18 protein-coding genes and 2 pseudogenes are annotated in these 23774 nt (G+C 56.4%); 11 read left to right on the forward strand and 9 right to left on the reverse strand.

The window, feature by feature from the left end:
* The first annotated feature begins 59 nt into the window (after positions 1-59).
* The 8 genes from FS819_RS18590 (at position 60) to FS819_RS18625 (ending at position 9834) form a co-directional block, all read left to right on the forward strand.
* On the forward strand, positions 60-953 hold the full coding sequence (locus tag FS819_RS18590) for a transglutaminase family protein (protein ID WP_156549848.1): 894 nt from the start codon (positions 60-62) through the stop codon (positions 951-953).
* Positions 954-1047: 94 nt separating this feature from the next.
* Positions 1048-1851, forward strand: a complete 804-nt coding sequence (locus FS819_RS18595) for a transglutaminase-like domain-containing protein (RefSeq protein ID WP_156549850.1) — start codon at positions 1048-1050, stop codon at positions 1849-1851.
* Positions 1852-2158: 307 nt separating this feature from the next.
* Positions 2159-2830 (forward strand): permease, encoded by a 672-nt coding sequence (locus FS819_RS18600; RefSeq protein WP_234624711.1) that lies wholly within the window; start codon positions 2159-2161, stop codon positions 2828-2830.
* Between the two features lie 281 nt (positions 2831-3111).
* Complete coding sequence (gene paoA, locus FS819_RS18605) at positions 3112-3750, forward strand: aldehyde dehydrogenase iron-sulfur subunit PaoA (RefSeq protein WP_156549854.1); 639 nt, start codon at positions 3112-3114, stop codon at positions 3748-3750.
* Positions 3747-4697, forward strand: a complete 951-nt coding sequence (locus FS819_RS18610; RefSeq protein WP_156549855.1) for an FAD binding domain-containing protein — start codon at positions 3747-3749, stop codon at positions 4695-4697. Before paoA ends, FS819_RS18610 begins: the two co-directional genes overlap by 4 nt.
* A gap of 3 nt (positions 4698-4700) precedes the next feature.
* A complete protein-coding gene (gene paoC, locus FS819_RS18615) occupies positions 4701-6899 on the forward strand; it encodes an aldehyde oxidoreductase molybdenum-binding subunit PaoC (RefSeq protein WP_156549857.1) in 2199 nt (732 codons plus the stop codon).
* Positions 6900-7136: 237 nt separating this feature from the next.
* Positions 7137-8831 carry a hybrid sensor histidine kinase/response regulator gene (locus FS819_RS18620; protein ID WP_234624702.1) on the forward strand — a complete coding sequence of 565 codons (1695 nt, stop codon included), beginning with the start codon at positions 7137-7139 and terminating at the stop codon, positions 8829-8831.
* A gap of 100 nt (positions 8832-8931) precedes the next feature.
* Positions 8932-9834, forward strand: coding sequence for a LysR family transcriptional regulator (locus tag FS819_RS18625; RefSeq protein WP_156549860.1), 903 nt, complete (start codon positions 8932-8934; stop codon positions 9832-9834).
* A 7-nt stretch (positions 9835-9841) separates the two neighbouring features.
* Here the strand turns inward: FS819_RS18625 and FS819_RS18630 are convergent, their stop codons facing one another.
* The 3 genes and pseudogenes from FS819_RS18630 to FS819_RS18640 all read right to left on the reverse strand — a co-directional run.
* Positions 9842-10573, reverse strand: coding sequence for a gamma-glutamylcyclotransferase (locus tag FS819_RS18630; protein ID WP_197434137.1), 732 nt, complete (start codon positions 10571-10573; stop codon positions 9842-9844).
* Positions 10574-10706: 133 nt separating this feature from the next.
* A complete protein-coding gene (locus FS819_RS18635; RefSeq protein WP_409050078.1) occupies positions 10707-11543 on the reverse strand; it encodes an alpha/beta fold hydrolase in 837 nt (278 codons plus the stop codon).
* Between the two features lie 408 nt (positions 11544-11951).
* Positions 11952-12548, reverse strand: a pseudogene (locus FS819_RS18640) (SDR family NAD(P)-dependent oxidoreductase); the annotation flags it as partial.
* On the opposite strand from FS819_RS18640, the pseudogene FS819_RS18645 reads away from it, so the two are divergent.
* Positions 12540-12749, forward strand: a pseudogene (locus FS819_RS18645) (LysR family transcriptional regulator); the annotation flags it as partial. The pseudogenes FS819_RS18640 and FS819_RS18645 sit on opposite strands and share 9 nt — an antisense overlap.
* A gap of 256 nt (positions 12750-13005) precedes the next feature.
* Entirely contained in the window at positions 13006-13491 is a 486-nt protein-coding gene (greA, locus tag FS819_RS18650; RefSeq protein ID WP_156549868.1) for a transcription elongation factor GreA, read from the forward strand.
* Positions 13492-13637: 146 nt separating this feature from the next.
* On the opposite strand, the gene FS819_RS18655 is transcribed toward greA, so the two are convergent.
* From FS819_RS18655 to FS819_RS18680, 6 genes are all read right to left on the reverse strand, one after another.
* On the reverse strand, positions 13638-14999 hold the full coding sequence (locus FS819_RS18655) for an alpha-glucosidase/alpha-galactosidase (protein ID WP_156549870.1): 1362 nt from the start codon (positions 14997-14999) through the stop codon (positions 13638-13640).
* A 23-nt stretch (positions 15000-15022) separates the two neighbouring features.
* A complete protein-coding gene (locus tag FS819_RS18660) occupies positions 15023-16690 on the reverse strand; it encodes an ABC transporter ATP-binding protein (RefSeq protein WP_156549872.1) in 1668 nt (555 codons plus the stop codon).
* Positions 16691-16702: 12 nt separating this feature from the next.
* Positions 16703-17821, reverse strand: coding sequence for an ABC transporter permease (locus tag FS819_RS18665; protein WP_156549874.1), 1119 nt, complete (start codon positions 17819-17821; stop codon positions 16703-16705).
* Positions 17818-18831 carry an ABC transporter permease gene (locus FS819_RS18670; RefSeq protein ID WP_156549876.1) on the reverse strand — a complete coding sequence of 338 codons (1014 nt, stop codon included), beginning with the start codon at positions 18829-18831 and terminating at the stop codon, positions 17818-17820. Before FS819_RS18670 ends, FS819_RS18665 begins: the two co-directional genes overlap by 4 nt.
* Before the next feature lie 73 nt (positions 18832-18904).
* On the reverse strand, positions 18905-20992 hold the full coding sequence (locus tag FS819_RS18675) for an ABC transporter substrate-binding protein (RefSeq protein ID WP_156549878.1): 2088 nt from the start codon (positions 20990-20992) through the stop codon (positions 18905-18907).
* A gap of 116 nt (positions 20993-21108) precedes the next feature.
* Positions 21109-22581 (reverse strand): alpha-glucosidase/alpha-galactosidase, encoded by a 1473-nt coding sequence (locus FS819_RS18680; RefSeq protein WP_156549880.1) that lies wholly within the window; start codon positions 22579-22581, stop codon positions 21109-21111.
* A 190-nt stretch (positions 22582-22771) separates the two neighbouring features.
* On the opposite strand from FS819_RS18680, the gene FS819_RS18685 reads away from it, so the two are divergent.
* On the forward strand, positions 22772-23719 hold the full coding sequence (locus FS819_RS18685) for an AraC family transcriptional regulator (protein WP_156549882.1): 948 nt from the start codon (positions 22772-22774) through the stop codon (positions 23717-23719).
* The last annotated feature ends 55 nt before the right edge of the window (positions 23720-23774 follow it).

The raw sequence follows: 23774 nt of genomic DNA on the forward strand, positions 1-23774 counted from the left end.
AGCAGTCGTGCTGCTTTCCACGATAGTCTGTGCCTCCGCTACTCCAGTTTGGCGATTGAATGACGATATTTTCTGTCCGGCATATTACCTCATATCGGTATAAGAGACCGGTCGAATTCGGCGAGCACAGATTGATGTTCAGGCCGCGGGATAGTTTTGACCAGACACTTCTGAGTTCTAACCTGGATGTCAGTCCAAAACCCGATTACATCAGGTGGATCCATGATGTGTTTGGCAATTGCGTTGCGCTGGTGGGGTTTACTGGCAAGGCGCGGGAACTCTGCTTCGGGACAAATATCCGGCTTGACCATACCCAGCAGGTTGAAATGGATCTGCAGATCGATGCAGAAGCTCTCCACTATCCTTTTGCATACGACCCGGAGGAAGTGGTCGACCTGGAACGGACAATCAAACGGCATTTTCCGGATCCAGACGATGAGGTTGGCAGATGGACACGGCAGTTCGTGCGGATCGGTCAGCCGACCGAAACCGGTCGCCTGCTGATGACCCTTTGTTATGCGATCCACGAGAGTTTCATCTATGCCCGGCGCCTCGAGCATGGAACGCAGACACCGCTCGAGACGCTCCGGCTTCGCCGTGGCACGTGCCGTGATTTTGCGCTGCTGATGATGGAGGCGGCCAGATCGCTCGGGCTCGCCGCCCGTTTCGTTACCGGCTATATCTATGTACCCGACCGCGACGGCTCAACGAAGCTTGGCGGCGGCTCCACCCATGCCTGGTGCCAGGTCTATCTTCCCGGTGCCGGATGGGTGGAATTCGATCCCACCAACGGGATTGTCGGAAACCGCGATCTTATCCGTGTCGGTGTGGCGCGTGACCCAAAACAAGCGGTGCCGCTTTCCGGAAGCTACGACGGCGACGCGTCGGATTTCGACACGATGTCCGTCCAGGTTAACGTTACAACCGATGATCTGAACGATACCGCAGCATAGATGGAACAGCTCGCTCGCTTGAGCGTTTTGCCGCCTGAACGAACATTCGTAGCCCGTATTTCGGAAGTTTTTTATCAGAGGATGCCTATTCATCATGAAGATACGCGCGGGATTTCGCATAGGTTACGAATGCCAGCAAGAGACTGCCATGCTGCTGGTGCTCAATATCCATCCATCCCGTCGCACCGATCTGCTGCAGGACCAGGTCCTGAGTTTCGACCGGCCGATCGAGGCCTGGGGTTATTTTGATAGCTTCGGCAATGCCTGTAGCCGCATCGTCGCGCCACCTGGACTGACAACGATTTCTACGGAATTCGAGATCTACGATGGCGGTCTTCCAGATCCTGTGCCAGAAAATGCGTGGCAGCATGACATCAAGGATCTTCCGGATGAGGTGCTCGTCTTTCTGCTCGGCAGCCGGTATTGCGATACGGATCGTCTTTCCGATTTCGCCTGGAAGACCTTTTCCTTTACCCCTTTGGGCTGGCCGCGGGTGAAGGCGATCCTGGATTTCGTCCACAACCATATCACCTTCAACTATCAGAAGGCTGATCTTCTCCGCACGGCTTTTGGAGGTTTTACCGATCAAACCGGCGTTTGCCGCGATTTTGCGCATCTTGCGATCACGCTATGCCGTTGCATGAATATTCCGGCGCGTTACTGCACCGGGTATCTGGGGGATATAGGCGTGCCTGATGATCCGAATCCAATGGATTTCAGTGCATGGTTTGAAGTCTATCTCGGCGGTCGCTGGCATACGGTTGATGCCCGACACAACAAGCCCCGGATAGGCCGCATCCTCATGGCCATCGGACGGGATGCCACAGACGTGGCGCTTTCAACCGCTTTCGGCCCTGCCATCTTGACGCAATTCGACGTGACAACCATCGAGATATAGAGTGTGGTGGAAGACGGCAGGCAAGCGGTTTGATCTCGTGCCTTACCTCGACGTCTTCAGCGCCCTGCCATGTCACACTTGCCGCAGGCCGATCATTGATGCCTACAGTTTTCGGCGAGGTTTTCTGCAATCGGTGGACTTTAGAACCGGATCGATTGACCACTGATGCCATCCATCAAATGCGGCCTCTCTGAGAAATCACACTCGTCTCGTGACGGGATTGCTCGGCGCTGTTAAGCAAAGAGTATCGGACATACAGCGCGGTGAAATGGGCAACGCGGCGAAACGGGAGGCTGCCTTGGATTTCATGAAATTGCTCAAGTCGCTTGAGGAATTGCTCTACGAGTTGGTGTCCTGGCTGCTGTTTTATCCTCTCACTGTGTGGCGCTCGGTGACGAGACCTCTGAGTATGATGCGATACGCCGATCTCGAACTTGCCGATAGACCGGAGGATCAATACGACGATACCCTGAGCCCTCCCTTGTTCCTGCTTATCACGCTGCTTCTGTCCCAAGGGCTGTCGACTGCTTTTCCGTCCACTTACGATACCACGGTTGCCGCCAAGGAACTGGGTTCGGTGTCGAACCTGCTCATCGCGCGTGGTGTGTTATTCGGGATCTATCCCCTTTGCATGGCAGTCACGCTTTTACGGCGCAAGTCGATAAGGATCACCAGAAGCTCGCTCCGCCCGCCCTTCTTCAGCCAGTGTTATGTCGCGGCGCCGTTCGCATTCATCATCGGCCTGGCGTTCGACTTGATGTTCATGCCCGACGGACAAGGTGTCCTGATCGGTCTCCTGACGCTGACTGCTGCCACACTCTGGTACGCGCAAGCCGAGGTTCGATGGTTTAAGCAGGATTTGGCTATTGGAGGATTGAAGGCGGTTGGCGTCTTCACCCTCGCTTTCCTGGCCGCGACAGTCGTGGCGTTCCTCCTGGCCATTACCATCGGCCTTGAAGCGAAAAACCTAACACCCTGATCGACAGTTAATCTCTGCCTTCTTTAGGAAACCATCGGGCCCTTCAGTGCTCCTGTGCGAAAGGTCAAATGACCCGACCACATTCGGGGCATGCGCCTTTGCGTTGCATTCATGTCGCCATCGCGGGAACTATCCTGCCGGACCTCCATTTAGGAAACGGAGCGATAAGTTCATTCAATGAACGGCACCTCACCGTGAAACTCCGCAACCCTACGTTAGAAAATGACGCAAGAGTTCTGTGGTCTTGACCTCATTCCATGTCACCGAAAAGGGGAGCGGACATGTCGAACAGCAACCAACTGGATCTTTCCCGCCGGGATCTTCTTATCTCATCGGCTGTAACGGCCGTGGTCACAGGAGCCGGCGAGAGGAGCGTGGCAGCACAGCCTGCAGGAGACAAGATGAAATTAACGACACCTGTGACGCTAAACGTCAATGGAGCGCGCCGTGAGATTGAGGTCGACAACCGCACGACCCTTCTCGACGCGCTACGCGAGCACATGGATCTCACGGGCACGAAGAAGGGTTGTGACCATGGTCAATGTGGAGCCTGCACCGTCATGGTCGATGGTCGGCGGATCAATGCCTGTCTGACGCTGGCCGTCATGCATGACGGCGACGAGATCACCACGATCGAAGGTCTCGGTCAGCCTGGCAATCTTCATCCTATGCAGGCCGCCTTTGTCAAGCATGATGGTTTTCAGTGCGGCTACTGTACGCCCGGGCAAATCTGTTCCTCCATAGCGGTGCTTGAGGAAATCAAGGCGAATATCCCAAGTCACGTGACGTCCGACCTCAACGGGCCTGCACAATTGACAGGCACCGAAATCCGCGAGCGGATGAGCGGAAACATCTGTCGATGCGGCGCCTATTCCAACATTGTCGACGCCATTTCCGAAGTTGGAGGGATCAAGGCATGAGAGCTTTCACCTTTGAGCGCGCGCCCTCGATCGAGGCCGCAGTGAAGACGGCTGCTGCCAACCCGGACGCCAGGTTTATCGCTGGCGGCACCAACCTGCTCGATCTGATGAAACTCGAAATCGAGACGCCAACCCATATCATCGATGTGAATGGACTTGGTCTCGATAAAATCGAATCCACTGATGATGGCGGTTTGCGTATCGGTGCCCTCGTGCGAAACACCGATCTTGCCGCGCACGGGACTGTTCGCCGTGACTATGGTCTGTTGTCACGCGCCCTGGTTGCCGGTGCCTCCGGCCAACTTCGCAATAAGGCGACCACGGCCGGTAACCTGTTGCAGCGCACCCGCTGTCCGTATTTCTATGATCCGAACCAGCCATGCAACAAGCGTCAGCCGGGCAGCGGCTGCTCGGCCATTGGCGGGTTCAGCCGTCAACATGCGGTTGTCGGGGTAAGTGATGCCTGCATCGCCACCCATCCCAGCGATATGGCAATCGCCATGCGGGCGCTCGATGCGACCATCGAAACAGTAAAACCAGATGGCAGCCGCCGGTCTATTCCGATTGCCGATTTCCATCGTCTTCCAGGAGAGACCCCGCATATCGAAAGCGTATTGGAGCGCGGCGAATTCGTGACCGCCGTCCTGCTTCCACCACCCATCGGCGGAAAGCATATCTATCGAAAGGTCCGGGACCGGGCGTCCTATGCGTTTGCGCTGATTTCAGTCGGCGCTGTCATTCAAGCGGATGGTACGGGACGTGTTGCCGTCGGCGGCGTCGCCCATAAGCCATGGCGGATTGAAGCCGCAGAAGCGGAACTGCCAAGAGGCGCTCGCGATACGGCGAAAGCCATTCTCGCCGATGCCCGTCCGACTGAACAGAACCGGTTCAAGGTCGATCTTGTAGAGCGTACGCTTGGCGCCGTCCTTTCCGAAGCAAGGGGGTGACCCATGAAGTTCGACACACCTGCAACAACCAATCCAATCGACCGCCTCAAGGTCGTCGGTAAGCCGATTCACCGCATCGATGGTCAATTGAAGACAACCGGCCGGGCGATGTATGCCTATGAGTGGCGTGATCCGAACACGCGTTATGCCTATGGCTACCCGGTTGGGGCAGCAATTGCCAAAGGCCGGATCAAAGCCATGGATGTGACAGCAGCCAGGAAAGCTGATGGCGTGATCTCTGTGGTGACAACTCTGGATGTCGGTAAGCGCGAGAAGGGCAAGTTCAATACTGCAAACCTGTTCGGTGGCGATGAAGTTCAGCATTATCATCAGGCAATTGCCGTCGTGGTCGCGGAGACTTTCGAGCAGGCGCGGGCTGCTGCTGCCCTGGTTAAAGTAGACTATGACGAGGAGAAGGGGACATTTGATCTCAGTGCTGCCCGAGAGACGGCGAAAAAACCGGATGAGTCCCAGAAGCCGGACACGGCTGTCGGTGATTTCGAAACAGCTTTCCGCACCGCTCCAGTCGCCCTTGAGCAATCCTATACGACGCCTGACCAATCCCATGCGATGATGGAACCGCATGCCTCAATTGCCGCTTGGGATGGTGACGAGGTGACCGTGTGGACATCCAGCCAGATGATCGATTGGTGGCGCTCTGATCTCGCCACAACCCTCGGCGTTGACAAGGAGAAGATCCATTTGATGTCGCCGTTTATCGGCGGCGGCTTCGGCGGCAAGCTGTTTCTCCGGGCCGATGCCGTTTTGGCCGCTTTCGCGGCAAGGGCGGCGAAACGCCCTGTGAAAGTCGCCTTGCCGCGTCCATTGGTGATCAATAACACCACCCACCGTCCGGCAACGATCCAGCGCATTCGCATCGGCGCTGAGCGGGATGGAAAGATCACCGCCATCGCGCATGAGAGCTGGTCAGGCGATCTTGCCGGAGGTGGTCCTGAGGTGGCGGTCAATCAAACGCGGCTTCTTTATGCCGGTGCAAACCGGATGACGGCCATGCGTCTTGCGACCCTCGATCTTCCAGAGGGCAACGCCATGCGCGCTCCGGGCGAGGCGCCCGGCCTGATGGCGCTGGAAATTGCCATGGATGAAATGGCCGAAAAGGTTGGCATGGACCCGATCGCGTTTCGCATCGCCAATGACACCCAGGTCGACCCGGAAAATCCCGAGCGCCCATTCTCGCATCGGGACCTGATCGGCTGTCTGAAGCGCGGTGCCGATCGCTTTGGTTGGGATAATCGACCGAAGGCCGGATCTCGCAGGCAGGGCAATTGGTTGATCGGCATGGGCGTCGCCGCCGCGTTCCGCGACAACATGGTCCTTCCATCAGGCGCCCGGGTCAAACTCGATAACCAGGGCATTGTTACAGTCGAGACCGACATGACCGATATCGGAACCGGCAGTTACACGATCATCGCCCAGACCGCCGCAGAAATGATGGGCGTTGGCATCGATAAAGTCGCCGTGCATCTCGGAGACTCTCGTTTCCCGATTTCAGCGGGCTCTGGTGGCCAGTTCGGAGCCAATTCGGCGACATCAGGCGTCTATGCGGCGTGTGTCAAACTTCGTGAGGCGATCACCCAAAAACTTGGTTTTAACTCCGATGACATCGTTTTTGAGGATGGGAGCGTCAAAGCTGGAAACCGCTCGGTTCTGCTTGCCGAGGCCGTTGGCCCGGACGGGCTGGTCGGCGAAGACACCATGGAGTGGGGCGATCTCACCAAGACCCATCAGCAATCCACCTTCGGTGCGCATTTCGTCGAGGTTGGCGTTGATGTCGCCACTGGCGAAACACGCATCCGGCGCATGTTGGCAGTGTGTGCGGCTGGTCGTATCCTCAATCCGATTACGGCGCGCAGTCAGGTGATCGGTGCAATGACCATGGGTGCCGGAGGCGCCCTGTCGGAAGAACTGGTGGTTGATGCAAAGCGAGGCTTTTTCGTCAATCACGACCTTGCCGGATATGAGGTTCCGGTTCATGCCGATATTCCGCATCAGGAGGTTATCTTTATGGACGAAACCGATCCGATGTCATCGCCGATGAAGGCAAAGGGTATAGGGGAACTTGGCCTCTGCGGTGTCTCTGCGGCAATCGCCAATGCTATCTATAACGCCACGGGCGTTCGGGTGCGGCACTATCCGATCACCCTCGATAAACTGATCGGTGGCTTGCCTGACATTGCCTGACGTTGAGTTCAGCTTGTCCGACATTGTTTCTGAGCATTTTGGTCGCCACGACAGCTTATTATGAGAAGAGCCATTGAAAAATGGCTCTTCTCATCCCCTTACTTTAGATCCTGACAGACTCACGCGCAGCATTTGGATCCACTCTTGTTCCGATCCGCAGTCCATATGTGCTAATAGCCAGATGATCGTTTCCGTGCGAACCGGGGTAAGGCCTTGTCGATGAACGGGTAACGGGACATGATCGACTTTCGCAACGTGATGAAGACTGCCTTTCGTATCAAGGCGCCGGTGCGTAGTGGTCGTGCGGATGAAGAGTTTGACACGGAGAAGGCGCAAGCGCTGGTTCGTATCATTATTGTCACCGGGACAATCAGTTACATTCTGCCAGCGATATTAATGGGAGCGACACCGGTCGAGGCATGGAACGTCGTGCCTCTTCTCAGCTATTATTTTCTGTTTTCTCTTGCGGCATACTGGTGGATAGCACGTTGGCCCGGCGAAAACAGAGTGCGCCGCGCCATTACCATTACCCATGACCTTGGTGCTCTGACCTTTACCATTGCCGTTGGAGGTCAAACGTTTCTGCCGCTGTTTGCAATCATGTTGTGGGTGACAGTCGGCAACGGTCTGCGCTTTGGACCAGCATATCTCAAAATTTCAACGGCAGCCACGCTCGCCGGGATTGCCATTATCACCTACTTCAATGCCTATTGGCGCGAAAATCCCTTCATGGTCCTGACATTGGTGGCCACGACCGTCCTCGTACCCGCCTATATCTATGCTTTGCTTGGACGATTGCGCAAAGCCTATGAAATTGCCCAGGAGGCCAGCTTGTCGAAATCGCGGTTCCTGGCGCAAGCGAGCCATGACCTTCGGCAACCGATCCATGCCATCAGTTTGTTCACTGCTTGTCTGCGCGATGCCAACCTGCAGCCGAAAGAACTGCAAATGGTTGAAAATATCGACCGATCGCTCCAGAGCGTATCGCGCCTGTTCAAGTCGCTGCTGGATATTTCGACCCTGGATAGCGGTAGGGTTACTCCGAAATATGAGAGGATCGCGATTGCCGAAGTGATCGATGACGTGTTGCGCCAGAACCGGGAAGCGGCGCAGCAGTGCGGCATTACATTGCGAACGGTCAGCTGCAGCGCGGTTGTGGAGATAGACAGGGCTCTTTTGACCACCATGGTGCAAAACATCGTCAACAACGCCATCAAATATGCGGCGGGACGAGATGTCGTCATTGGTTGCCGGCATCGCGGTGGCCGGCTTGCTGTCCAGATCTGCGATCAAGGCCCCGGCATTCCCTGCGAACATCAAGCCAGGGTGTTCGAGGAATTCTACCAGGTGCGTGAGCGAGGCGACAAGGACATTGATGGGGTCGGCCTTGGCCTTCCGATCGTGCGGCGTCTCGGTCGCCTGCTCGACATTGACGTGGATTTGAAGTCGGATCCAGGCAAGGGAACCAGCGTCACGCTCGGCAACTTGCATGTGACGCATAAACAAGAATGGTCCCAATCGACCCTGGCGGCCGGGCACTATCCGGCGGCGATCGACGGGCTGCGCATATTGCTGGTGGAAGACGATGAGGCCGTATTGATCGCCACGGCAAGCCTGCTGCGAAAATGGGGATGCCACGTCCAGGCCGAGGCGACAATACCCAGGCATGTGGGGGACTTTGACCTGTTGATCACCGACTTTGATCTCGGCGGTGGCGTCACCGGCACGGAATGCATCCAGATCGTCCAGGACCTGATCGGCAGGCAGGTGCCCGCAGTGGTTATGAGCGGCCATGACGAGGGGCGGGTCAGAGAGGACCTGGGATCGGCTGATATTCCAATCCTGTCAAAGCCCGTGCGACCGGCAGAGCTTCGTTCGGTCGTCATGGTCGCGGCGCTGGAGACACGCAGGATGAGAGAGACGAATTCGTAGCCGGTTCGGTCACACCGGAGTCTTCGTGGCGAGTGGATTGATTGATGTGCAGAATTACAATATTTATTCGGAATAAGATGTCTATTTTGAAATAATCGAGATGAATGACTATAAAACGCTGAAAGTGTTTCTGCTGGCTGCCGAGAAGCGGAATTTTGCGCAGGTCGCCCGCGAACTCGACATGACACCAGCCGCCGTGAGCCGGGCAATCGCCGCCTTGGAGCGGGATCTTGGTGTCCAGCTCTTCGTTCGAACGACCCGTCAGGTTGCCCTGACGACAGATGGCGCCATTTTTGCCGCTCAGATCCAGCCAGCGGTGGCCGCCTTGGATAGTGCGCGGCGCGATATCAAGAACGCAAACAAGTCTGATGAGGGACGGTTGCGGATCAGCGTTCCGACCTGGTTTGGCAAGGCCATACTGCCGCCGATCCTCTCCGGATTCAGGAGGCTCTATCCAAAAATGAGCTTCGAGATTTCCCTGTCGGATGGCCTGGTGAACATTGTTGACGACGATTATGACCTTGCGATCCGCATCTCCTCGCAGCCATCGGATAAGTTCACCATCTGGCGCAAGATCCATATCGTGCCGCGTATTCTTGTTGCCGCACCGGCAAGTAAATTCGTCGATATGCGGCATCCTGGCGAACTGACACCGGATGACTGCCTTGCCTATAGCGGCGAGAGCCGGCGGGAAAACTGGGTCCTGTCGGACGGTGGATCAAGCATGACGATTTCAGCCGGAGGGGCATTCAGCGCCAATAATGGAGAAGTTCTGGCTGATATGGTGGCAGATGGCGCCGGGGTGGCGATGCTGCCGGGATTTCATGTTTCGGAACATTTGAAAACAGGGCGCCTGGTTCACGTCTTTCGAGGGTGGTCGCCGCCCGATCTATGGCTGACACTTTATTATCCGCCCTATCAGGCTCTACCGCCTCGGATCGCGGCTTTCTCGAAATTTTTCGAGGAGCAGGTGGCCGCCCAAATGAACACTTCGATTGAGTGATAACCTGTCAAAGACCTGCTGGCGTCTCTCCTGCTCTCTCTGTGACAGGCCCTACTGTGCCCATGGCCCTGTGACGCGCGGTTATTTCCGCAGCGACCAGCGCCTGCAAACGCCAGAGATTGCGGTCACGGATCCCTTCGGCCTGAAGGTCGACAATGGTCTTGTGGAGATATTCGGCGCATGATCCGCCCTCGCCGCAGGCGCTGGCTATCAAGGTCGCTGACTGCTCGTCAGGCAAGGGCTTGGTTAGTCCAAGCCGGCTGGTGCTTGCCCAGAATGTCAGGGCGCGCTGAACTCCGTTTGCCGTCTTCACGTAAACCCAACGGACCATGCTCCTCACCTCCCGATACTTGATCTCCCGAGCGACGAGGGCGCGCAGATCCCGGCGGCATCGTTCAGCCGAAAGCTCGAAGACAATGCCATCGCACTGTCCACAGCGCTCCAGGGCTAGCATCAATCCGGGCTGTGTGCTGGTGGCGCGCCAGCGCTCGATTTTGAGGGAAAACGACCTGTGCCATCCGTAAGCGGTGGCGCGTTGGCGACTGGCTGGTTCGAATTCGGGATTCCAGATCAGCGAGCCATAAGCAAAAACCAGGAGAGGATCATTGCCCGCTTCGGTTTCAATCCTGTCGACGAGTTCATCAAGTTCAGCTTCCGTAAGGGGTGTCCAGCCAGGCTCCGGGCCGTCGTCGCGGACGCCTCTGATGGTCAGGGCAACAAGCTCGGGCGTTAACTGCATCATCGTATCAATCCGCATTCTGACGAAAGATGAGAGTTTGCCTTGGGGAAGTGCAACCCGACTTTCCCGAAAGACAAACGAAAATAAAAGAAGCGTGGCCGTGGCGGCTTTCCACCCCGGCCACGCCTATGGATCAGGACTTCACGAAAGCCAGCAGGTCGGCGTTGAGCACGTCAGCATTGACGGTCAGCATACCGTGCGAGAAGCCGGGATAGGTCTTGAGCGTACCATTCTTCAGCAGCTTGATAGCTTTCAGTGCTGCATCGGCGATGGGTACGATCTGGTCGTCCTCACCATGCAGAACGAGAGTTGGGACGGTTATCGTCTTCAGATCCTCGGTCTGCTCGGTTTCAGAGAAAGCCCTGATGCCGTCGTAATGCGCCTTGGCGCTGCCCATCATACCCTGACGCCACCAATTCTGGATCACGCCCTCCTGGACTTTGGCGCCGTCGCGGTTGAAGCCATAGAATGGACCGGCGGGAACTTCGCGGAAGAACTGCGCGCGGTTGGCAGCCAGTGCTGAGCGGAAACCGTCGAAAACTTCCATCGGCAGGCCTTCGGGATTGGCGTCAGTCTTCAGCATCAGCGGCGGGACGGCAGACACCAGAACCGCCTTGGCGACGCGACCGGCTGGCTGGCCATGCTTGGCCACATACCGGGCGACTTCTCCTCCGCCGGTGGAGTGACCGATATGGACGGCGTTCTTGAGGTCGAGGGCTTCAACGACCGCGAAGGCATCAGCTGCATAATGGTCCATGTCATGACCATCGGAAACCTGCGCCGAGCGGCCGTGGCCGCGCCGGTCATGGGCAATCACGCGGTAACCGTTGGCGAGGAAGAACAGCATCTGTGCGTCCCAGTCATCGGATGACAGCGGCCAGCCATGATGAAAAACAATCGGCTGGGCATCCTTCGAGCCCCAATCCTTGTAGAAGATTTCAACGCCGTCCTTGGTGGTGATAGTACCCATGGTCTTGTTTCCTTCGGTTGAGGTGTTGGTGGACGCAGCGAGCTTGGCTGCAAAGCTGAATGATGCGGTGAGCGCGGTCGCGGCGACGGCCGATCCGGAAAGCAGGACGCCACGACGTGTCAGGGAAAGAAGAGTGGTGTCGGTCATGTTCGTGTCCTGCGATCTTGTTTCTGTATCGTCAGACCCCTTTGTTCGTCTGATGAGGGCATATTGCCGCCAAACATCCTTGCCAACAATTGCATTATTAATTGAGATTTAATTGCGATTACTGAAATAATGGAGAGGGTCTCGGCGACAACCGCGTCGCGATGATTAACGCGAACGCGGCGACTTTTCCGGTTGTGCATACTCGCCTACCGTTGGGATTAATGCCCAATGAGATTGGCAAGCTGCGAATTTTCCATCGTATTACACGATCGTCGGGGTGATGCCGCCATCGACGCGCAGGGCAGCGCCATTCGTTGCAGCGGACAATGGGCTTGCCACATAGGCAACGAGATTGGCAATTTCCTCTGGCTCGATCATTCGCTGGATCAACGACCTCGGACGCTCCTTGGCGAAATATTCGCTTTCCATCGCGTCGGCTGACAGGTTTGGATCGCTCGCGACGCTGCGCATGAAATCCTCAATTCCGGCAGAGCGTGTGGTCCCCGGCATGACGGTATTGACAGTGACACGCGTGCCCTTGTTGGTTGCAGCAAGGCCGCGCGAGATGGTGAGCTGCGCCGTCTTTGTCATGCCGTAATGGATCATGTTGGGCGGAACCAGCACGCCACTTTCGCTGGAGATGAAGATTATTCTTCCCCAATTTCGCGCCAGCATGTCCGGCAGGTAATGCCGCGAGAGCCTGATACCGCTCAGCACATTGATCTCGAAAAACCGGCGCCAATCGTCATCGCTGAAATCCTTGGATTCGTAGATGCCGAGATTGTTGATGAGAATGTCGATCTTCGGGACTGCCGCAGTCAGCACGTTTGCCCCTGCTTCGGTCGCCGGATCGGCGAGATTCAGGTTTTCACGAGGGCGGTGGAAGCGGGTAGTTTTTCCGAGGCGGCATGCCTGCTGCAGATGACGCCGTCAACGGTCAGCAAACTCCTCAATCGGATCGAACAGCGATTGGGCGTCCGATTGCTGGAGCGGTCGACACGCCGATTGTCACTGACCGATGAGGGGCTGATCTATTACGAACGGAGTCTGGCCCTGCTTGCTCGGTGGACGCCGTCTGGCGCATCGCGTTCGTGTCTTTCTCGATTTCATGGCACCGCGCCTTCAAGGTTTCCTGCAACAGCGATAGTTTTCTGCTGTGGGCGCTACGAGCACACCGTGTCTCATGCTACACTATCCCGCACGATGATAGCCGTTCGCTCAAAGCGCCGGTGTCCGTGGCGTTCGCATTGGTTGTCAATGCCTTGAAGGGCGACATTAAACTGTAGGCGTCGAAAAGTCTGAATAGAGATCGAATATGAGTGTTGCATTTACCAAGGAAGACAGTGCGGAAACGGCAGCTGAAACGCTACTGCCCGAGCGCCCGATTTCGCCACATCCGAATCTCGTGACGGAATCGGGATTAAAAGCGCTGGAGCGGCAACGTGTGCAAGCACGTGACGCCTATGATGCCGCGCGCGCAATTGAAGACGTCAATGAACGTCGTCGGCAGATGGCCGGCCCTTTTCGGGATTTGAACTACCTTGAAGAGAGGCTTCACACGGCTCAGGTCATGCCCGATCCGATCACCGCTGATAGCGTCTCTTTTGGGACGACCGTGACGTTCACCCGTGATGATGGACGCGTCCAAACCTATCGTATCGTCGGCGAAGACGAAGCAGATCCGAAGGCAGGATCGATCTCCTATGTCTCCCCGGTGGCAAGGGCGCTTATCGGCAAGGCTGTCGGTGATGTCGTCAGTCTTGGTGATCAAGAGCTTGAGATCACGGCTGTTTTGCCGTGACCTTTCGCGGATGCAAAACGATGTGTTATTGTTTACCCCGTATCCGCACCGATGAGACAGAATTGAACGATCGCACCAGCGAAAAGTGGACACTGGTTTTCCCTCGAGTCTGTCAGGTTCAATCTGAACCTGACAGGTTGTCGTCATTACGCCACCCCTCCGATGCGGGCCCATTGCGGAATCCACTGATCGTGAGCCTTCAACAGGTCCGTCGTCAATGACCAGATCTGGTCGAGGTCGAGTTCGGCTGCTGTATGCGGGTCCATCATCGCGGCGTGATAGAGGTGTTCGGGGTTTTCGTTGATCAAGGCAGCCACCGTCAGTTCCTGCACGTTGATGTTGGTGCGCATCAGGGCTGTGAGCTGCGGTGGCAGGGCGCCGATGGTGGTGGGCTGAATGCCGTTGTCATCGACAAGGCAGGGCACTTCCACGGCGCAATTGTCCGGTAGCGAGGTGATGCAGCCATTGTTGCGCAGGTTGCCGTAAATCACCGAGGGCTCACCCGTCCAGACCGAATTGATGATCGACGAGGCATATTCCTTCGATGGCTTGACTTCGATCTTGTCTGCGGAGCGATAGGCGGCGGCCTGGTCTTTCCATCGCTCGACTTGCTCGATGCAGCGCTTGGGATATTCATCCAGCGGAATACCGAATTTCTCAATCAGGTCTTCGCGGCCTTCCTTGATGAAATACGGTGTGTATTCGGCAAAATGCTCCGAGCTTTCGGTGACGAAATAGCCAAGGCGCGTCAGCATTTCATAACGCACCTTGTTGGGGCAGCGCGGGTTCCAGGTTGGCTTGGGTGCGCGCCCCTCACGATAGCCGCGCAGCAGATCGGGATAGAGATCACGGTAGGAGCCATCCGGCTGGCGGTGCTCAAAATTGAGGTAAAACGCCATGTGATTGATGCCGGCAGAGCGGTAGCGGATGTCCTCATAGGGAATGGACAGATCCTCTGCCAGTTCCATCGCCGTGCCCTGCACCGAATGGCACAGGCCAACCTGTTTGATAGCCGGATATTTCTCAGATATCGCCCAGGTGTTGATGGCCATCGGGTTGACATATTGCAGCATGATCGCTTGCGGGCAGACCTGCATCATATCCTCGCAAATGCTCCACAGATGCGGCACGGTGCGCAAACCGCGCATGATGCCGCCAACGCCCAATGTGTCGGCAATGGTCTGGCGCAGGCCGTATTTCTTTGGCACCTCGAAATCGGTGACGGTGCAAGGCTCATAACCGCCGATTTGAAAGGCGACGACCACGAAGTTGGCCCCCTCCAGCGCTTTGCGCTGATCGGCAAAGGTCTCAACAGTGGCGGACGCGCCAAAGGTGGAAATCAGCTTTCTGGCAACAACTTCGCTTTCTTCCAGACGCTGCGGATTGATATCCATCAGCGCAATCCGCGCGCCTGATAGCGCCGGACGTTGCAGAACGTCGCCGATGATATTCTTCATGAACACGGTGGAACCGGCACCAATGAAGGTGATTTTGGGCTGTTTTGTCATGATGGGTCTCGCTGTCTTAGGGATTATGTGGCGACGTTGAAAGCAGCTCTGACGAGCCGCTGGGTATAGGCGGTTTTGGGATGGCTGAGGATGTCCTCAACAGGTCCTTGCTCAACGATCTGCCCGTGCTGCATCACCGCAACCCGGTGGCAAAGCGCGCGGACAACCTTGAGATCATGGGAAATGAAGAGATAGCTCAGGCCCTTTTCATCCTGAAGCTTGCGCAATAGGTCGATGATCTGGGCCTGAACGGAGAGATCGAGCGCCGATGTCGGCTCATCCAGCAGAATGAATTCCGGCTCCAGCGCCACCGCCCGCGCAATGGCAATCCGCTGGCGTTGACCACCGGAAAATTCGTGCGGGAAACGCGACAGGATATTGCCGGGCATGCCTGCGCTAATCAGCGCCTCGCGCACGCGGTCCAGTCTCTCGCTGCGGCTTGCGCCAATATTGTTGACGACGAGCCCTTCCTCAATGATCTGGCCCACCGACATGCGCGGGTTGAGCGAGGAAAACGGGTCTTGAAACACCACCTGCATACGCGAGCGCAAGGGCCGCATCTGTTCGCGGCTGTTGTTCTCTATGGCTTGGCCGTCAAACAGGATCTGGCCGCTATCAACACTCATCAGTTTGACGAGGGCTTGGCCAAAGGTGGTTTTGCCGGAACCACTCTCGCCCACCAGACCCAGTGTTTCACGCCGGTGCAGGGTGATGGAAAGGCTGTTGACGGCCACCAGTTCTTTCAACTGAGGTTTGAAAAAGCCACCATGTTTGAGCATGAAAGACACGCGCACATCGCGGCCTTCCAGAATGGTGGCAGAGCCGACCGGCATGGGATTGGCCATTCCCTTGGGTTCCGAGGCCAGTAGATGGCGAGTGTAGGAATGCTGCGGATGTTCAAACAGCGCCGTCGTGGTGTTGTGCTCCTTCACCTCACCGTTCTGCATCACATAGACATAGTCTGAAAACTGCCGAACGACCGTCAAATCATGGGTGATCAGGATCACCGCCATGCCCAGGCTTTTTTGCAGATCGCGGATCAGGTTGAGAATCTGCGCCTGCACGGTGACATCCAGCGCCGTTGTCGGCTCATCGGCAATCAGCACATCCGGATTATTCGCCAGCGCCATGGCAATCATGATGCGCTGGCGCTGACCGCCAGACAATTGATGCGGATATTGGTTGAGACGGGCCTCCGGCTCCGGGATTTGCACTTGGCGCAACAGCTCCATGGCGCGCTCCATGGCTTGCGTACTGCTCATTTGCTGGTGCACGCGGATGGCTTCCGCGATCTGTGTGCCGATGGTGTAGACCGGATTGAGCGAACTCATCGGCTCTTGAAAAATCATCGAGATGCGATTGCCACGCAGCGCCCGGCGCTGGCGATCCGAGAATTTCAGGATATTCTTTCCGTCATAGGCAATACTGGAGCGGGCCGATAAGGTGGCGCGCTTGGTGAGAAGCCCCATGATGCTGCGGGCCGTGACCGACTTGCCAGAGCCAGATTCGCCAACAACGGCAATGGTTTCACCCCGATAGAGCTGGAAGGAGACGTTCTTCACCGCCTCCACCGTGCCGCCTTCGACCTTGAAGGACACGGCCAGTTGGCGGGCGTCGATAATGGGCGCGCCCAAAAGGCTGGTGTGATCGTGCCTTTGATCTGGCGCCAATGCATTGATCGTCTGTGTCATAATGGGGCCTCCTCAATAAGGGTCAACGGCGTCGCGCAACCCATCGCCCAGCGCATTGAACGCAAACACGGTGATCAGCACGAAAGCCACGGGAGACAGGATCCACGGATAGGACCCGATGACGGAATAGGTCGAGGTATCCTGCAACATCAGGCCCCAGGAAATCAGCGGCGGCTTCACCGCAAAGCCCAGAAACCCAAGGAAGGATTCCAACAGCACCACGCTTGGAATGGCCAGCGTCACGGACACGATGACATGGCTCATCACATTGGGAAAAATATGCTGAAGGATGATGCGCCGATCCGTGGCCCCGATGGCCATGGCGGCCCGCACATAATCAATACGCGCCAGCGCCAATGTCTTGCCGCGCACCTCGCGCGACATCTGCGCCCAGCCCAGCGCCGACATGACGATGATGACAAAGCCCAGAAAGACATTGGTGGGAGCGGTGACCGGGATCAGCGAGGTCAGTGCCAGATAGAGCGGCAATTGCGGAAAGGCCAGAACCAGCTCGACAAAGCGCTGCATCCAGGTATCGAAGCGGCCACCATAATAGCCGGAGACCATGCCAACCGTTGTGCCGACCACGGTGACGATAAACACCACCGTCAATGCGATCATCAAGGACACGCGGGAGCCGTAAAAGATGCGCGACAGCACATCGCGGCCAAATTTATCGGTGCCGAGAAAATTCACCGGCGTGCCATCCGTTGCGCCGAAGAAATGCCGATCTGTGGGCAAAAGACCGAACAGATTGTAGCTGAAACCCTTGACAAAAAAGCCGAGATTGACGGGATTATCATAGTTCGGCCCAGAAATGGGCTGGAAGGTAATAGGGTCAAGCGCCGTGCTTTCCCCCAGCGGATAGGTGCGGGGCCATACGAGATTGCCCTCCTGGTCGGTGATGCTGATGGTCTGCGGTGGCGCAAAGGCGGTGCCGGTCAGTTTCGGATCGACGGGGGCAAAAAACTCCGCAAACACCACCATCAGCATCAGCAGGCAAACGAGCACAAGGCCCATCATTCCGGTCCATGACCGCCGCAGACGTCGCCAGACCAGTGCCAGATAGGTCTCATTGCCGTGAGTGTTGGCAGAAGAGGACATGGTTATGGTTTGAACATCGGCTTTCATGCGTGCGCTCCTCCGCCCAATCGAACTCTGGGATCAAGAAGCGCCAGCAGCATGTCGGCAATGATATTACCAACAATCAGTGTGGCGGAGAGAACCAGCATGAAGGTTGCGGTGACATAGACATCGCCGACCCACATCGAGCCAACAATGGCGGGGCCAACGGTTGGCAGGGCAAAAATAATTGCTGTTTCAATCTCGCCCGTCAACATATAGGGCAGCACCACGCCCTGATACATGATCAGCGGATGCAGCGCATTCGGCACTGCATGGCGCAAGATCACCTGCCGCTCGCTGAGGCCTTTGGCGCGGGCGGTTTCGACATATTGCGCGTTCAGCGTATCCAGGAGATTGCCGCGCATGACGCGCATATTATAGGCCAGCCCGCCAAAGGTGGCGATGGCAATCACTGGCCACACATGCTGCAACAGGTCTACGAATTTGCCAAAGGACCACGGCGCTCCGCCATATTTGGCAGAGTTGAAACTGTTGATTTCCGTGACGTTGAAATGGAACACCATGATGTAGACGATGATCAGCGCCATCAGAAAACGCGGCACGGTCATGCCGAGAAACGAGATGCCGGAGAGCAGGCTATCCACCCAGGTATATTGTCGGGTTGCGGCCAGTATGCCGAAGGTGATGCCAATGATGGAGGCAAGGATATGGCAGACAAGCGCCAGCGCCAATGTGCGAGGCAGCCGCTCTCCCACCACTTCCGACACGGGTTTGTTGTAGAACAGGCTGTGGCCAAAATCACCGCGGGTGACGATGCCGGTGATCCAGTTGATATATTGAACGGGGATCGGCTTATCCAGCCCATTGGCGATCTTATAGGCCTGCGCCTGCGCATCGGCGGCTTCAAACGATGCGCCACCCTGATTGATCATCTGGGAGCGGATGTAGTCGCTGTAATCCCCCGGAGGGGCCTTGATGATCGCAAAGGTCACAACGCTGAGAACAAACAGCACGGGAATGGCAGAGGCTATGCGCACAAGCAGAAATCGGAACATGGGAACGTGCTCTCTTGTGTTTCAGGGAGTTGCCTTCAGCCTGCGCAAAATTCACAGGCTGAAGCGCTGCTGATCAGTTGAGAGGTTTGTTTTCACCGGGCTTGCCGGGAAGCTGGTTTTTGAACAATTCGAAATCACCCTGCTTGTCTGCGGCCACAAACATGCGTTCGCGGATGATGGTGTCTTCCGCCCAGTTGAACATGAAGATCGGAGCGCCGACCGGAACGTTGGAGAACCGCTTGTTGATGATCAGCGCACCAGGATATTCCGTCAGTCCAATGGTATCGACGTTTTCGGTGGCGATCTTCTGATACTGTTTCATCAAATCCCGTCGCTCGACATTGTCCTGAGACGAAATGAACCTGTTGACGATGTCAACCAACTGCTTTTCATAGGGCATCAGATCAACCGTGCCGTCCTTCCCCGCGCGGTGATGCCCGCTAGTGCGTGGCCCGGTTGGCGCCAGTTGCGCGGTGTTTTGCACCACGGATGTCATGTCGGGATCATTGCGGCGGATCATCCAGTCGAACCGGCCGCCAAAATTGGCCTGATCTCGTTTGACACCATCCATTGAGTTCAGCACCACTTTCAGGCCAAGCTTTTCCATCTGGCCAATCACACCTTCGGCAAGGTTGCGATCGGTTCCATAGTCTGAAGTGGAGAGCAGAACGATCTGCACATCCTGACCACCCGCCACGTCCGCCGGGAAGTTGACGAAGCCGTCGCCATCGGTATCCTTCAGCCCGGCCTTGGCCAGCAACGCCTTGGCACCCGCGAGATCGAAGGGATAATAAACGGTCGATTGGCGATCATAAAAGCTCGTTCCAGACGACAATCCGCCCGGATAAATGGCGGTGAACGGTCCCTTGACCAGCGATTCCCCGATCTTCTTACGATCAAGGGCCATGGTAATGGCTTTGCGGAAATCGGCATTGCGGTTCAGCTCGCGCACGGCCTGACCACGGGCATCGGGATCACCCCAGCCATTGGCCGAATAGTTGAGCCGCAGATTATAACCAATCAGACGCGCGCCAAAGGCAAGGCGTGAGGGGGCCGATGGCTGCGCTGCCCGCTTCAGGCTTTCAACAAAATTCTCTGGCTGCTCAAGATTGGACAGGTCGCCGGAGCCGGCAATCGCCTGCACATCGCGGTCGGCCCATGTCGAGAGCTTGTAGTGAATCTCATTGATATAGGGCAGTTGATGCCCCTGCTCATCCACCTTCCAGTAATAGGGATTGCGGCGCAGCACGATCATATCATCAGAACGATAGGACACGGGCACCCAGGCACCCATCACCGGAATGTTCATATATTCAGGCGGAAAGCCATTTTTATACTGATCATAGGTGAAGTCCTTGGCATATTTCGGGTGTTTGGTTTTGAGGATATGGGCCGGGCCGGGGCAGAATGTTCCGTAAGCCATGGCGAACAGATATTGCCGCGGAAATGCCTCCTTGAAGGTCCATTCGACGGTATAATCATCAATGGCCTTCAGTGTCGTGCCTTCGCCAAAGGTTTCGGGCGTTGCGCCGTTCAAGGGCGTGACATTTCTGTCCAGAACATTGTCATTCCAGTAGAACATCACATCATCAGAGGTAAACGGTACCCCATCCGACCATTTTGCGCCTTCGATCAAATGCATGGTCAGCTTATGCCCGTCCGCCGACCAATCCCAGCTCTTGGCCAGATTGGGCAAAGGCTCCACATCATCGGCCTTCACCTGAAACAGCGGGGCTGTCCGCGTCAGGCATTCCGACATGGCAATATCAATGCCGCCCCAGCCTTGGGTCTGGCCCGCCGAATAGTTCCAGCCCTCGGGCCTGCCACCAATCACGTGGCGCAAGGTATCGCCATAGACGCCGATGCCATCGGGCATATTGCCGGTCTTGAACACCAGAGGCTCTTTCGGCAGCCGCTCCTTCACTGGCTGCAGTTTGCCGGTTTTGACGAATTTCTCCGTCACCCAATCCGGCTCGCTGTAACTCGCAAGAGCCTTGAACTCCTCAATGGAATCCCGCGGCACATAGGTGATCTTGCCTTGTCCCGGAAAGGGAGGAGCCTCGGGCACGACGGTGGGCTCAGACGCAAAGGCTGCAACAGCAAAAACCGACACGCCCAGCAACAGGGCAGCAGTCTTTGCGGTATGGGTGACGCTTTTCATGATGGTTGTTCCCTCCTCACTTCTTATAGCTGTGCCGCAAAATGCGCGGCGGCTCCCTCGCGGGTCATGGCATCCGATCCCTCCTCAGAAACCGGATGTCATGCTGCCCTGATCAATCAGCTTACGGCCTTCAGCTTTTTCGCTTGTTTTTCGGCCCGCAATTCATCAATGGAGCGCACATCGCGGCGGGCAACGCCCTTCCAGTCGCGCGTCTTGACGGTGCCACGGCTCAGGCGTTCTTTGGCCTGCGGAATGGCATGGGCATATTGTGGCAGCCATTCGGCCTGGGCCACCACCATTTCATCCACCATCTGCCAGACTTCTTCCGGCGTGCAGATTGCCCCCACCAGCGGATCATGCAGCACCGCGAGTTTCAGGAGATCGATATCCCCCGAAATAGCCGCATGCACTGACATCCGCTGCACATTGATGGAGGAAATGCAGGTGGCCGCACAGGCTTCCGGCAGGGTAATGCCCGCCACCATGTTGATACCGAACCGATCGACAAATCCGGGCGATTCAATAATGGCATCCGAGGGAAGATTGGTGATGATGCCATTGTTCTTCACGTTGAAATGGCCGCGATAGACCCGCCCGGTTTCCAGTGCTTCCAGAATATGGCTGGCATGTTCATTGGAGCGCTTGGCCGGATCAAGCGGCTTGCCCGCACTTTCCAGAAATTGCGGAAACTCGGTTTCAAACCAGTTGCGGGTCTCAGTGGAATAGCGCAGATAACCGCCGGTTTCGCCGTGAATCCAGTCGGACATATCAATCCAACGGGTAATCTCTTCAGGCCGCTTGCGGTACCAAGGCAGATATTCCGACAGATGGCCGTTGCTCTCGGTCGAATAGACCCCGAAGCGCTTGAGCACATCAATGCGTAGCTTCTCCTGTTGGGAGAACACTGGATGGGCCTCAAAGGCATCGATCAGCTGCTGCTTGCCAATCTTGCGGCCCTTGACGCGCACATCGACAAACCATGTCTGGTGATTAATGCCGGAGCAAATGTAATCTAGCTCGCCCGGACCGGCACCCAAAATCTCGGCGATCTGCTCTGCACCATGCTGCACACCGTGGCAAAGCCCGATCGTATCGACCTTGCCATATTCAATCGCCGCCCAGGTATTCATCGCCATGGGGTTGGCATAGTTGAGGAATTTTGCTCCCGGCTCGGCCAGTTCACGGATATCCTTGCAGAAATCCAGAATGACCGGAATATTGCGCTGGCCATAGAGAATGCCGCCTGCGCAAATCGTATCGCCCACACATTGATCGACACCATATTTCAGTGGAATGCGGATATCATCGGCATAGGCCCCAAGACCGCCGACGCGTACGCAGCTGATAATATAGCGCGCACCCGAAATGGCGTCGCGGCGATCCGTAGACGCCGTCACCTTGGCAGGAAGCCTGTTTGCCTCGACAATCCGGTCCAGAATTGTCTTGATCATATCAAGATTGTGCTGGCTGATATCCGTGAGCGCAAATTCCACATCGTGAAACTCCGGCACACTCAAAAGGTCGGTGAAAAGTTTCTTGGTAAAGCCGACGCTGCCAGCCCCGATGATGGCGATCTTGAAGCTGCTCATACAATGCTCCTCCACATGTGTTAGACCGTTTTGTCTCGAGAGGGTAAAAATGATTCGCACAGGCGGAATGAAGCGTCCGTCAAGCGCCGGTCGCATTGCTTGCGAATATTGCTACGATCAATGTATATTTTCCTCTTTAGCGGCATTATCTGTAAAATCGTTCAGACCGCCAGAGAGGTATTATGCTTTCATGGGTAATTCTGTGCTAAAGACGATGATTGACGCTGGGCCGATCATGCGCACCGTTTCGCTGCCTCGGGGCCGCCATAGCCTGCATACCATGCCGACAAGCACAGGCTATGAGGTGCGCAGCGATGCCACCTATGACTGGGATGGCAGGAAGCGTGGGCAAACACCGTTTACCGTTCTTCAGCACACGATCTCGGGTGCTGGAAACCTGCGCTATGAAAACAGCACCTATCGGGTCATGCCGGGCCAGACATTGCTGGTCCTGGTGCCGCATAATCATCGATATTGGCTGGAGCCAGGGGGGCGCTGGGAGTTCTTCTGGATCTCGATGAATGGCGAGGAAGCGCTGCGAATCCATAACGCGATCCTCACGGCCATGGGGCCTATTCTCACCCTGAACCAGCAGACCATCGAGCACCTTGCCGATTGCAGCCAACGTCTCATTGCCGGAGGCGCGGACACGCCGGGCCGGGCCTCGGCAATCGCCTATGAGGCCGCCATGGCGCTTTATGACGATGTTTTTGGCTCACATCCGAACTTGAGCGCGGAATATCGCACAATGCAGCATGTCATCGATCATATCTCGGCCAATCTGGATCAGTCTCTTTCCGTTGAGCAACTGGCGGCAGTGTCTGGTCTCAGCCGAGCCCATTTCTCACGGGTTTTTGCTGCGAGCGAAGGCATGCCGCCAGCGGAATTCGTGCTGCATAAACGTCTGAAAAGAGCGGTCAAACTGCTGACAAAGGGCTCACATCTCTCCGTAAAGGAGATATCGACGATGTGCGGCTTCGAAGAGCCGAACTATTTCTCCAAGGTCTTCAGGCGTCATTTCGGTGCCAGCCCGACCGAATTCAGAACGACCGGAATGTACTCAAGCATGGTGAAAAGCGTTGTTGAGGCCGAAACAAAACCGGCTCGATTTCATATGCCGGACGTGCAGGAACCATGAGGTGCAGGCGTTTTACACCATTGCCGTCGGGGCTTGTTGTCGCACGGCTACCGAC

It is taken from the genome of Allorhizobium sp. Av2 (assembly GCF_021462805.2).
GTDB lineage: Bacteria > Pseudomonadota > Alphaproteobacteria > Rhizobiales > Rhizobiaceae > Allorhizobium > Allorhizobium vitis_G.

Coding starts and splice junctions, on each gene's coding strand:
- FS819_RS18685 (WP_156549882.1), top strand. CDS start 22,772: ATGGGTAATTCTGTGCTAAAGACGATGATTGACGCTGGGCCGATCATG.
- paoA (WP_156549854.1), top strand. CDS start 3,112: ATGTCGAACAGCAACCAACTGGATCTTTCCCGCCGGGATCTTCTTATC.
- FS819_RS18635 (WP_409050078.1), bottom strand. CDS start 11,543: ATGGGTACTATCACCACCAAGGACGGCGTTGAAATCTTCTACAAGGAT.
- FS819_RS18625 (WP_156549860.1), top strand. CDS start 8,932: ATGAATGACTATAAAACGCTGAAAGTGTTTCTGCTGGCTGCCGAGAAG.
- FS819_RS18600 (WP_234624711.1), top strand. CDS start 2,159: ATGAAATTGCTCAAGTCGCTTGAGGAATTGCTCTACGAGTTGGTGTCC.
- greA (WP_156549868.1), top strand. CDS start 13,006: ATGAGTGTTGCATTTACCAAGGAAGACAGTGCGGAAACGGCAGCTGAA.
- FS819_RS18630 (WP_197434137.1), bottom strand. CDS start 10,573: ATGCAGTTAACGCCCGAGCTTGTTGCCCTGACCATCAGAGGCGTCCGC.
- FS819_RS18610 (WP_156549855.1), top strand. CDS start 3,747: ATGAGAGCTTTCACCTTTGAGCGCGCGCCCTCGATCGAGGCCGCAGTG.
- FS819_RS18595 (WP_156549850.1), top strand. CDS start 1,048: ATGAAGATACGCGCGGGATTTCGCATAGGTTACGAATGCCAGCAAGAG.
- FS819_RS18670 (WP_156549876.1), bottom strand. CDS start 18,831: ATGTTCCGATTTCTGCTTGTGCGCATAGCCTCTGCCATTCCCGTGCTG.
- FS819_RS18590 (WP_156549848.1), top strand. CDS start 60: ATGACGATATTTTCTGTCCGGCATATTACCTCATATCGGTATAAGAGA.
- paoC (WP_156549857.1), top strand. CDS start 4,701: ATGAAGTTCGACACACCTGCAACAACCAATCCAATCGACCGCCTCAAG.
- FS819_RS18675 (WP_156549878.1), bottom strand. CDS start 20,992: ATGAAAAGCGTCACCCATACCGCAAAGACTGCTGCCCTGTTGCTGGGC.
- FS819_RS18660 (WP_156549872.1), bottom strand. CDS start 16,690: ATGACACAGACGATCAATGCATTGGCGCCAGATCAAAGGCACGATCAC.
- FS819_RS18620 (WP_234624702.1), top strand. CDS start 7,137: ATGATCGACTTTCGCAACGTGATGAAGACTGCCTTTCGTATCAAGGCG.
- FS819_RS18655 (WP_156549870.1), bottom strand. CDS start 14,999: ATGACAAAACAGCCCAAAATCACCTTCATTGGTGCCGGTTCCACCGTG.
- FS819_RS18665 (WP_156549874.1), bottom strand. CDS start 17,821: ATGAAAGCCGATGTTCAAACCATAACCATGTCCTCTTCTGCCAACACT.
- FS819_RS18680 (WP_156549880.1), bottom strand. CDS start 22,581: ATGAGCAGCTTCAAGATCGCCATCATCGGGGCTGGCAGCGTCGGCTTT.